The sequence below is a fragment of the Clostridia bacterium genome (genome assembly GCA_028698525.1).
GTDB lineage: Bacteria > Bacillota > Clostridia > JAQVDB01 > JAQVDB01 > JAQVDB01.
Map to the genome: position 1 here is coordinate 1 of JAQVDB010000065.1, position 11,368 is coordinate 11,368.

Genomic DNA, 11,368 nt, shown 5'->3' on the forward strand with positions numbered 1-11,368 from the left:
ATGAAAGTAGAGTATAGGTGATAGGAGGGTGAGAATACATGAGAAGGGGTAGAGAAAGGGGTGCGATAGTTGTTGAGGCAACACTGTCGCTAACTGCATTCGTATTTGTCATATTTACAATATTGACTATCGTTAACATATTCTATATACAAGCTAAAATGAGTATAGCCCTTAACTCTGCTGCTAAAGAGATATCTCAGTATTCCTACCTCTATTACAAGCTAGGTGTTAATAAAGTGGAAGCTAAGTTAACCGAAGGTACAGAAAGACAGAGGGCAACTGCTGAACAAACAATCGATGGTATAGGGACTTTTTTAAACTCAATGTCAGAGGCTGAAAACAATTTTAACTCTAGGAACTTCGATGACTTGATATTGGATATAGAAGAAGGTGTTACTAGCGTAACTAGCCTTGTTTCAATGTATGCTGAAGAACTTAAAGATGACCCTAAAGGTTTTATTATTGGAATGGGGAAAATGGCTGGCGATCAGATAGGAAGAAAAATGAAGGCTTTTCTTGGACAAGTTCTTGCCAAAGCGTTTATGGAAAAGAACCTTAAGGCCTATAAGGGAGATGACCCTGATCGTTTTCTTAGACGTTATCGAGTCGTTGATGGGCTAGATGGTCTTGACTTTAATTATTCTGCTTTGATGGCTAACGGTACCTCTGATCAGATACAGCTAGTTGTCACATATGATGTTGAAGTTATAAAGCTTTTGAACATAGATTTTACATTTACCTTTAGACAATGTGCAAAGACTACAGCATGGGGGAATGGTATAAGTAAAATTGAATCACAAGAGCCAACCTCTGCTGAGAGTACTATTTGGGATGAAAATGATCGATACCGGGGTAAATATATAGTTGCTCAAGAAAAGAAAAACTACACATATACAGCAAGTGGAAATGGTTTCGATGCATATAACAATGTTGGTGGGGTTAATGAATTTATAACTATAACATCGATTAACACACATGCGGCAAGTTACCAGACCTCAAGAGGTATCAAGAATAGGCTTAGTAGCACTTTTAACGATATGTACAATAAAGTCTCTAGGCTAGATGAAAATATTAATGTACAGGATAGAGGCGGTATGACAGTCCCTATAACATCTAATAAGATTTCTAGGACCTTTAAGATAGTACTAGTTGTACCTGATAATGCTGATATGAGTATAGTTCAGCAAGCAGTAGCTGAGTTTGAGAGTACATATGGTGTTAAAGTACAAGTTAAAACAGGCTATGGTAGCCCCACACCTGAAGCGGTAGAAGAAAAGGAAGATGGAAGTTAGATAACCAGGGGAGGTGAACGAAAAATGGCAGGATGGATATTGCCTGTGGTCACTACTGTTCTTTGTATTATTAGCTTTATATTTTTAGTAAGAGATTTAGATGAAAATCCTAAAGTGGCTAAGTATACAGATGTAGACGGAAAGCAAAGGAAAACAGTTACTAAATCAGTATTTATATATAGTATTCTTATGACCATTATTACGATTTCTATATCTGTTCTACTTAGCTATCTATACAAGGATAACAGTATTGCTAAAAGCTTGAAAAGTGTAGCACTCCTAAGCCTTCTTTGGCCAATTGCGATTGTGGACTATAGGTCATATAGGATACCTAATATTTTTATTATACTAGGTTTAGTTTATCGCCTTATCATATTCTTTTTCGAACTTATATATCAAAGTGATTTAGTGTGGATGTCTCTTCTATCGGAGGTGATTGCTGCTTTGGCCTTATTGGTTGCAGCTCTACTTTGTACCTTGGGTCTAAAAAACTCCATCGGTTATGGCGACATGAAATTATTTATCCTGATGGGTTTTCTCCTAGGCTTAGAAGGTATATGGGGGGCAATCTTTCTTTCATTAATTGTCTCATTCTTTATATCAGCTTATCTCCTAATAACAAAGAGAAAGACTAGGAAGGATGCAATCCCTTTTGGTCCAGCAATAACGATTGGAACGTTTTTATCTATATGTTTGACAGGAATGTGAGGTAGCAGAATGAAGAATTACAAGTTTGTAGTCCCTATTGTCTTGGTAGCTTTGTTCATTTTATCGATCTACATGCTCTATGACACAAAAGCCAATGCTTTATTGCAATATAATGAGTACTTGAAGCTGGCACGTGATTATAGGAAACAAGATATACAAGTAGATGCAGAGGAAAACTATATTAAAGCACTTAGCATTAATCCTCATATAGAGCTGTATATAGAGATAGGTCAGTTCTATAAAGAATCAGAACAAATAAAAAAAGCTACAGAGTGGGGTAATACAATTATCAATAAATATCCAATGGAGATTATCGGCTATGAATTTTTAATGGATTTATATATCAAGCAAGCTGATTATGTAGCAAGCTTTAAGCTCTTGGATATTATTGAAAAAAGAAACCTATCCTCTACTCTTGTTGACGAATTGATAAGTGAAATAGAGTATGAATATTTTTTTAACCATGAGTTTAGTGATGTAGGGATATACAGTATGGGTCTTTGTCCAGTTAAAATCGAAGATAAATGGGGTTATGTCGATTTAACAGGTAAAAAAGTGATAGGTAATAAGTTTATAGAAGCAGGCTATCATTCTGGACAACTAGCTCCAGTTATAGATAGTAACGGGCAAGCATATTTTATTGATACTAATGGAAACAAAAGAAAGGTAGTACTAGATTTAAAGAACGTAAGAAAACTAGGGCTTATTGAAAATGGTGTGTTCTCGCTATATAACGGTAGTTCATGGGGCTTTTATAATGATGACAATGAGCATATTTTTGGTGAATACGAAGAAGTCTCAGCCATGGGCAATGGTGTTGCGGCCGTTATGAAGGACAATAATTGGTCCCTGGTTGACCGTGATGGTAAGGCCTTGTCACCATTTACCTATGATGGAGTAGTCATGGACGACAAGCTTGTAGTGAGTAGATATGATCGTGTATTTGTATACTCTGACTACTATTATCACTTAATCGATACAAAGGGTAATAGTATTACTAATCAAAAGTTCCAAGATGCACGTATTTTCAACGATGACACATATGCAGCAGTTAAGATAGATGGACAATGGGGGTTTGTAGATTTAGATGGGAACATAAAAATAGAGCCTAAATATGAGGATGCAAGAAGCTTTTCCAATGGCTACGCCGCCATAAAATTTGCTGGCAAATGGGGATTTATAGATATGGACAATAACATAGTTATTGATCCACAATTTGATGATGCAAAGGACTTTAATGTAGCTGGCTGTGTCTTCGTACTTCAGAATCAAGAGTGGAGACTACTGCGCTTATTTAAATATAATCATTAAGGAGTAGAGGATTATGAGCTTTACATTTGAAAATCAAGGAACAAATACCTATTTGGTATACAAGATCCGGGACAATGATTCCCTAGATACTACGGGTTTAGGGATGCTGACCAACAATAAAATAAGCGGGCTGGTTCCGGCCTTCTTCACACAAATGGATAATTCAAAGTACATCAGATACAATGTTACTTCTAAAGTATCAGTCAAGCATTTTTTCGATGGGTATGTAAACAAAAAAAGGCTGACAGGGGTATTCAACAGTATAGTAGTCGGTATGTTATCTGCTGAGGATTATATGCTTGACATTAATTCAATTTTATTAGATCTAGACTATATCTTTGTTGATGTATCAACATGTGAAGCGAGCTTGATTTGCTTGCCGATTATCAAAAATGAGGAAAAGCATAGTGAAATAGGTCAATTCTTTAAAAATATTATGTTTAGTACTCAGTTTGACCAAAGTGAGAACTGTGATTATGTAGCAAAAATAATAAACTTTTTAAATAGTTCACCAGTCTTCTCTTTAGTAGAGTTTAAGGCCATTCTCGATGAGATTATCAACAGTAATGAGAAGGGGCCTGAAAAAGAAGTGCAACAAGCTCAGCAGCCCAAGCTGACAACAGTAGTTAAAAATCAAGCTAGCTACTCAGTAAATACTGAAAAGGCAGCAGCTCCAGCTGCAGCTATTAACAGCAGGCCTGTGTCTAAGCAAGCTCCTATTGCCCCTCAAACTCCTAAGGCTAAAGCAGTGCCTACTAAACCTGTGTCAAAAGCAACTGCCCAGGGGGAAAAACAGATGACCTGGCTAAAGCTGATGATGAATTATAGCAAGGAAAATGCTGCATTGTATAAGGAACAGAAGGCAGCAAGAAAAGCAAATAAGGGGCAAGCTGCAAAGATGCAACCTGTAAATAATAGCTCCTTTAATGTACCAGGTACAGCTGCTGCTAATGTAGAGCCTGCACAAGCTAAAGTCAAACCGCAAGCGACCACACAAGTAAAGATGCCAAGTGCAGTCCCAACACAAAAAAACCCTACTCCTAAAAAACCAGAACATGTTGTAGCTCAACAAGCCAGTCCGCCTATAAGGCAGGGGGTGTCTACTTCTCAGCCAGGGCCCCAGAACAGGCCTATGAGCTTTGGAGAAACAACTGTTCTAGGAGGAGTAATTGGAGAAACTACTGTGCTAAATGCAGGGCAGCAAACGCAGCCTGTAGCTCCTTTCCTGTTCCGTGTGAAGAACAACGAAAAGATTATGATAGACAAGCCTGTATTTAGAATTGGTAAGGAACGCAGCTATGTTGATTATTTTATTAGTGACAATACTGCAGTTAGCCGCAGTCACGCCAACCTTATAACTAGGGATAACTCCTACTATATAATGGATACCAATTCAACAAACCATACATTCATAAATGATGTAATGATTCAAAGTAATGTTGAAACAGAGTTAAAACATGGCGATAAGATAAGGCTGGCAAATGAGGTCTTTGTATTTAATCTTTATTAGGTGGACCACTATATGCAAGCAAGAGGTGTAACCGCAGGTAAGACGAATTTGATGCAAAAAGCATTAATGTTATTTATCGTAATTCTCCCCTACATGATATTTATTATTATGTCATTGGGTGTTTTCCTAAAACCAATAGAGGATGGTGATGAGCTGTGGAATTATAATTTTGCACGGAATATACATGATGGTCGACTGCCATATCTTGATTTTAATATGGTTCAGACACCCTTGGCAGCATACATAAGCGGGTTTTTCCTAAAAATATTTGGAAACACCCTACAGGGGTTTAGGTTTGTGTCAGCTATTTTTTTGGCTACAACCTTTAGCATCTTGTATAACTTGTGCAAAAAGATTACTAATAACAGTATCATGGCCTGGGTATCAGCAAGCTATGCCTTTGCCTTAAATTTTATAGTTTGGGTCTACAATTATAACAATCTAAACCTTTTACTTTTACTTATAATACTATGCCTAGAGTATAGGATTATTAGTTCAGGCAGTACAAACAGTTATAAGTATGACTTGTTGGTTGGCTTGTTAGTAGGGATGATGCCCCTTATAAAGCAAAGCACTGGGATAGTTTTTATATTAACAAACACTATTTTGTGTTTTGTATCAGTAGCAAAGGATAGGAGCTTATTGAGGGCAAAAGTTCATAGATGGCTAGTTAGTTTTGTTCCCATAATTGCTTTTACTATTTTCATGGTTATTAATGGGTCTATCTATGAGTTCATTGACTATGCAATCCTTGGTATAGGTGAGTTTACTCATAGGACTTCGTATTTTGAGTTTATTTTATCTTCCCCTGTAGCTTTTTTGCTCGGAATATTTCCTGTTATAACAATTGCCCTGTATATCAATAGTAAAATAGCTAAGCGTGCAAGCTCCCAAGTATACCTAACATTCTTTGCATTTTCTATTGCGGGACTTTCGGTTGCTTTCCCCCTGTGTGATTATGTGCATTTTATTGTAGCTATTGTACCATTTATTCCGTGCTTACTACTATTGTATAATCCAAGGCCTGTTAAATTATTTGAAAAGGCTATTTGCTGTACTTTACCGGCTATAGTACTTGTAGGCTTAGTCATAAGTGTCTACCCATCAGCTGATAACTACAAGCTATGTTCAGTGAATAAGCTAGAGGGCCTACCGATAGATATTGACCTAGAAAATAATATCAAGACCCTGGTTGACTATATAAAAGCAATGGAAGAGGATGGCTATAGCGTTGTAGTCGCAGATGAGTATGGGATCATATATATGATTCCCCTAGAAAGGTGTAATAAGGATTTTGACATGTTACTTGTGGGCAATATTGGGAAAAAGACTGTACAAGACTTATTAGAGCAAAACAAGAGCGATATTATCTTAGTAAGGGGGAATAACTCCACCCTTGGTTATCAAGCCCACTATGAATTTATAGATGAAGTAAAATCAAAATACCGGAAAATTGGAGAGGTATCAAGCTTTTATGCATACTATAAACGATAAAAAGATAAAACTACTTCATTTGATCCCTATAATCCTTATTATTGAAATTATAGCTGCTACTTTTTTATACTGCTTTTCCCAAGGGATTAGTGGTAACGATTTTTGGTGGCACGTAAAAGTAGGCCAGTGGATAAGCGAGCATGGCACGATTCCTACTACAGACATCTTTTCCTGGTATGGTATGGAACTAGCTATTCCATGGACTGCTCACGAGTGGCTCTCTGACCTGATATTATATGGAGTACATTCTACATTAGGGGATATAGGTATATACCTACTATCGATCCTATTGGCTTTATTGATGATTGTATTGCTTATGGCCCAGGCTAAAGAGTATATAAAAAAGAACCTGTTAATTGCTGGATTCTTCTTTAGTCTATTTACAGTAGTAACTAGCTTGTTTTTTTATGGTAGACCCCATGTGTTTAGCTACTTCCTATTATTTTTTGAGCTGAAAATACTGTATAACTATATAGACAAGCCAGATAGTAAGCAAATATATCTAGTACCCCTTATTGGCTGTCTCTGGAGTAATTTGCATGGAGGTTCATCAAACCTGGCCTATATACTATGCTTTGTCTTTTTAGTAGTAGCAGCAATAAACCTTGATTATGGCAGAATACAAGCAAGGCGTATCAATAATAAAGCTTTGACAAGGCTACTATTTGTGTCAATTGTTACTGTTTTGTCGATACTGATTAATCCTATTGGCCTAAAAGTATTTGTATATCCCTATTATAGCTTGACTGATAATCTTATGATGACAGTTATAAGTGAGTGGCAAGCACCTGATGCCAAAGATATTGGTGCTCTTATACTCTATTATTTTCCTATCCTACTAATGACTATCGGTTTTTTAGTAGAGGAGAGGAAAATCAGATTGATAGATATAACAGTTATGGGCTTGTTCTTGTTTCTTTTCTTTAGAAGCGCTAGGTTCATAATTCTCTGGTATATAGTAGCAAGTTTTTGCGCCATTAGATATCTACCAACCTTAAAGGTAAAGAAGATAAAAAAAGCATCAGAAAAGATCATAGTATGCTCGTGTCTAGTGTTGCTATTAGTACCAATTGGATATAGTGCAGTTAAGGTAGTAGACAGTATAAAAAACGGTCAACCTATCAGAACAGTAATTTCAGACGATATGATTGAGCAAATAAAAAAAGACTCACCTGCTAGGATATTCAATGACTACAACACTGGTGAGACGCTTATCTATAATGATATTTTAGTTTTTTTTGATGCTCGAGCTGATTTATATGCAGCAGAAAACATTATGGCAGATGGTATAAGCCTTATCTATTTGGAGAGGGCAAACAAGGGTGCAGATACTATGTATGTAGATGTGGAAGCCTTACTTTTTAAATATAAGTTTGATGGAATATTGATATTAAAGCATAGACCCTTGTACGCATATTTGATAAGCCATCCTGATAGGTTTACATGCCTTTATGAGGATAGTACTTCTGGATATTTTAGGGTCAATCCTTCTAGCTAGATATGGCTTGAAAGATTAGGTGAGGGTAACACTTTACATGCATGCAAAAAAGGGGGGTGTAGTGGAGTTCAGCTATCAATTTTGTAGGACAAGCTATAGAACTCTTAAATCCATGAATTTTATTGTACAAGCTTCAACAGACAGGGGTAACACAAAGGAAAAGAATCAGGACAGTCTAAGTGTAAAGGTAGTCAATACTTCAATTGGGAAGATGGTTTTTGCTGTCCTGTGTGATGGTATGGGAGGGCTTGAAAAGGGAGAAGTGGCCAGTGCCACAATAGTCAACGCCTATAACAAATGGCTAATAAATGAGCTACCTTTGCTTTGTAATACTGGAATTAGTGATGGTGACATAAGAAGGGCATGGGTGGGTATTGCAGACGAGTACAATGAGAAAATAAAAAGTTATGGTAAAAGCCATGGTGTGAGCCTAGGCACTACATTAACTGCAATGCTAATTACAAGCAACAGATATTACATTATTAATATAGGCGATACAAGGGCCTATGAGATAGATAAGGAGGTCACTATTCTTACAAGGGACCAGACACTAGTTGCTAGGGAGATAGATCATGGCAGACTAACAAAGGAAGAGGCAGCGGTAGACAGTCGAAGAAATGTCCTCCTACAGTGTATTGGGGCATCAGACCATATATATCCTGATATGTTTTTCGGAGTCACAAAAAAGGATACCGTGTATATGCTCTGTTCTGACGGCTTTAGGCATGAGATTAGCCAGGAGGAAATATATGCATATATGCAGCCCTCTCAAATGTCAGACCCAAATAGGATGAAAGCTAACATGGATATGCTTATACAGCTTAACAAGGATAGATTAGAAAGAGACAATATTTCCGTTATAGCAGTTAGAACATACTAAATTAATGTAGAGGTAAAAAAGATGTTAAAGATAGGATCATTAATAGATGGGAAATATAGAATCCTAAGCGAGATAGGCCGAGGCGGCATGAGTGTTGTTTATATGGCTATAAATGAAAGAGCAAATAAAACATGGGCCGTAAAGGAAGTGCGCAAGGATGGCGTTGTGGATTTTGAAGCAGTCAAGCAGGGGTTGGTAGTCGAAACTGAAATGCTAAAGCGACTAAGACATCCAAATCTACCTAGTATTATAGATGTCATAGAGGATAAAGACAGCTTTTTGATAGTGATGGACTATGTAGAGGGGAACCCCTTGTCAAAGACTATAGAGGAGTTTGGCGCCCAGCCTCAGGAATATGTTATTGAATGGGCAAAGCAACTATGTGATGTACTTGGCTATTTACATTCTAGGACTCCACCCATAATATACAGGGACATGAAGCCTGCTAACATTATGCTCAAGCCAGATGGTAATTTGACATTGATTGATTTTGGAACTGCCAGAGAGTTTAAGGAGAGGAACCTAGCTGATACTACCTGCCTTGGTACCATAGGGTATGCAGCACCGGAACAGTTTGGTGGCCAAGGACAGACTGATGCTAGAACAGACATCTACTGCCTGGGTGCTTGCCTATACCATCTAGTAACTGGCTGCAACCCAAGTGAGCCACCTTATGAGATAAAACCAATTAGAGAAATTAACCCTAGTTTATCTAGTGGGCTGGAGAAAATAATACAAAAATGTGTGCAGAGAAATCCAGATGATAGGTATCAATCTTGTGCAGAATTAATGTATGCTTTAGAGCATTATGAAAAGATTGACGATGAGTACAAGAGGACACAAAAAAGAAAACTAAACATATTTATATCCATGCTAGTATCATCCTTGCTATTTTTCTTAGGTGGCATAGGGCTAAACAGTGTTGCACAACAAATGGCAAGTGATACATATGCAAATATCTTATATTCCGCATCTAGGACGCCAGACTATGACGAAAAAATAAAATACTATGAAAGTGCTTTAGATATTCCAAACAAGGGCGGAGATAAGGCTGCATACTTAGGTCTAATCAATACATTTAAAGAAAACGATAACGTATTTACAATCGAAGAGCAAAACCTGCTTGTAACACATATAAAGAACAAGGTAAATGAGCTAGAAAAATATCAAGAAAACTATGCGGAAGTTTGCTTTGAAATTGGCAAGCTATTTTGGTATTACTATGAATACGGTGGTACAAATGACAATCAAATAACCCGCATGATAAGTGCCATAGAATGGTTTGACGATGTGATTAACCATGCCCCAGAGGGCTTTGCAAACCTTAACATGGCAAAGGTTTATAGAGACATAGGTATCTTTTATAGAGATATATCAATAAAAACAATCGAGGCTAACGATAGGGGTCTATACAAACCATTTTTTGAAAACCTTCAGGAGTTAATTAGCCTGGTGGAGGACGATGATGAAAGTGAGATTGTAAAACTAGAATTATATGAGCTAGCTAGAAGTTCACTACAACAGTATGCCACCAAATTTAAGACTGATGGGGTAGATAAGGATAGCCTAATTTTAATGTTTAATACTGTGTCAGAAAATATCAGAAAAATTGACACAACAACTGATATAACTAGTGAAAAGCAGGAAAAAACAATATCCCTACTTGATGATACCATAAACGCTATCAATATAGCCTTTGGCTCTTGAAGAAAGGAGATACAAATGTCAGTAGAAACATTACATATGCTTTCAACGATAAGCTTTATTATTGCGGCAATAATGCTGGTTTTGAGTGCTGTATTCTTCATTGTCTATAAAATACCAAGGGTTATTGGAGACATTACAGGGGTAGAGGCAAAAAAGAATATAGAACGGATAAGAAAACAGAATGAAGAAACAGGAAAAAAGGTGTACAAGCCAAGCCCAGTTAATATTGCTCGTGGGAAGATTACGGACAAGCTAACTATTTCGGGACAGCTAGTATCCAAGGCAGATAATATCGTGACATATGAAGGTCTACCTCAGATTTTTACTGAGCAGCTAAATGACTCGGGAGAAACGACTGTATTAGATCAAGACTTCAAGGTGGCAAATGAAACAACAGTACTTTATCCTGATCCAGAACAAGAGGCCGGTAGTATGTTTTCTATTGAGTTTGAAATAAGTCATACTGATAGTACTGAGATTATAGAATAGGCAGATTAATTATAAATATAAAGCACTATTGATTAGACAAACCAATTATCAGGGGGTAAGGATTATGAATAAAAATGGAATTTGGAACCGAATTTTAGCAGTGTGTTTAACAATAATGATTTTACTAGGTATGACTCCAGCTAACCATGCTTCATATGTTAGAGCAGAAGGCGAAGAACTAGTTCATGAAGTGAGATTTGAAGTAAAAGACGGTGACAATCTTATTAAAGGAGCATTAGTTAAGGTATCAGCTCTAGATGAAGAGTTTGAGGCAGAAACAGATGAAAATGGGATAGCAGTATTTAATCAGTTTTCTGAGAGACTAGAGTCTGAACTTATAAAAGTTAACTACAAGGTCATAGCAGAAGGATATGCACAAGTTGAAGGTGAGGTGGAAGTTAGTAAAGATAATAATATAGTACCTATCTTTATGATGGTTGAGACTATTGTTTTAACAGGTATTGTTACTGATGAAGATG

At 36.9% G+C, this 11,368-nt stretch carries 10 protein-coding genes; all 10 read left to right on the forward strand.

Annotated elements, in window-relative coordinates; translation table 11 throughout:
- Positions 1-38: 38 nt before the first annotated feature.
- A complete protein-coding gene (locus tag PHP06_09090) occupies positions 39-1,292 on the forward strand; it encodes a hypothetical protein (protein MDD3840707.1) in 1,254 nt (417 codons plus the stop codon).
- Between the two features lie 24 nt (positions 1,293-1,316).
- Complete coding sequence (locus PHP06_09095; GenBank protein ID MDD3840708.1) at positions 1,317-2,000, forward strand: A24 family peptidase; 684 nt, start codon at positions 1,317-1,319, stop codon at positions 1,998-2,000.
- Positions 2,001-2,009: 9 nt separating this feature from the next.
- A complete protein-coding gene (locus PHP06_09100) occupies positions 2,010-3,311 on the forward strand; it encodes a WG repeat-containing protein (protein MDD3840709.1) in 1,302 nt (433 codons plus the stop codon).
- Between the two features lie 13 nt (positions 3,312-3,324).
- Positions 3,325-4,821 carry a DUF6382 domain-containing protein gene (locus tag PHP06_09105; GenBank protein MDD3840710.1) on the forward strand — a complete coding sequence of 499 codons (1,497 nt, stop codon included), beginning with the start codon at positions 3,325-3,327 and terminating at the stop codon, positions 4,819-4,821.
- A gap of 12 nt (positions 4,822-4,833) precedes the next feature.
- Positions 4,834-6,315, forward strand: coding sequence for a glycosyltransferase family 39 protein (locus PHP06_09110; GenBank protein ID MDD3840711.1), 1,482 nt, complete (start codon positions 4,834-4,836; stop codon positions 6,313-6,315).
- Positions 6,296-7,813 (forward strand): hypothetical protein, encoded by a 1,518-nt coding sequence (locus tag PHP06_09115; GenBank protein MDD3840712.1) that lies wholly within the window; start codon positions 6,296-6,298, stop codon positions 7,811-7,813. Before PHP06_09110 ends, PHP06_09115 begins: the two co-directional genes overlap by 20 nt.
- A gap of 61 nt (positions 7,814-7,874) precedes the next feature.
- Positions 7,875-8,693, forward strand: a complete 819-nt coding sequence (locus tag PHP06_09120) for a serine/threonine-protein phosphatase (GenBank protein ID MDD3840713.1) — start codon at positions 7,875-7,877, stop codon at positions 8,691-8,693.
- Positions 8,694-8,714: 21 nt separating this feature from the next.
- Positions 8,715-10,400, forward strand: a complete 1,686-nt coding sequence (locus PHP06_09125) for a serine/threonine-protein kinase (GenBank protein ID MDD3840714.1) — start codon at positions 8,715-8,717, stop codon at positions 10,398-10,400.
- Positions 10,401-10,415: 15 nt separating this feature from the next.
- Complete coding sequence (locus tag PHP06_09130) at positions 10,416-10,889, forward strand: hypothetical protein (GenBank protein MDD3840715.1); 474 nt, start codon at positions 10,416-10,418, stop codon at positions 10,887-10,889.
- A 64-nt stretch (positions 10,890-10,953) separates the two neighbouring features.
- A partial coding sequence (locus PHP06_09135; GenBank protein MDD3840716.1) for a hypothetical protein occupies positions 10,954-11,368 on the forward strand: 415 nt, incomplete at its 3' end.